The organism is Oleiphilus sp. HI0061 (assembly GCF_001635675.1).
In genome coordinates, this window is the sequence record NZ_LWFE01000252.1 from 1 (window position 1) to 495 (window position 495).

At 43.6% G+C, this 495-nt stretch carries 2 protein-coding genes; both read left to right on the plus strand.

Translation table 11 applies throughout. From position 1 onward, the window contains the following. On the plus strand, positions 1-197 hold a 197-nt coding region (locus A3735_RS03190; protein WP_156499364.1), incomplete at its 5' end, for an HlyD family efflux transporter periplasmic adaptor subunit. 11 nt (positions 198-208) lie between these two features. Then, positions 209-495 (plus strand): VOC family protein (locus tag A3735_RS03195; RefSeq protein WP_068637581.1); only part of this gene is annotated, 287 nt, incomplete at its 3' end.

Consider the following 495-nt stretch of genomic DNA (forward strand, 5'->3'; position numbering starts at 1 on the left):
TGAAGATGTTCAATAAAATAGCTGCGCCGTTCTCTGGCACCATTGCTAAAGTGCTGCTTGAAGACGATGGCACCATTATTAAGAAGGGTCAGCCACTGTTCAAAATTGTTCCTGATGAAGAAATCGTTATTGAAACAGACGAGCAGATAAAAGACAGACAAACCAAAGCTTGCACTGAGTTTTTGGCGAATATTTAGGAGAATAAACAATGATTACAGGCTTAGACCACATTGCGATAGCAGTGCCAGATTTACAGAAAGCCATAGAGCGCTTTGCGGAAGACTTCGGCTTGAACCTTAAAGGCCAGGAAGATGTACCTGAAGCAAAAACCAGTGCTGCGTTTTTAGACGTTGAGAAAACCAGTATTGAATTGATTCACCCACTTAACGGTGAAGGCCCTGTGCAGAAATACTTGGAAAAGAAAGGCGGTGGCATTCACCACCTTTGTTTCCGCAGCGACGATATCGAAGCGGATGTTGAGCGTTTGAAGGCAAA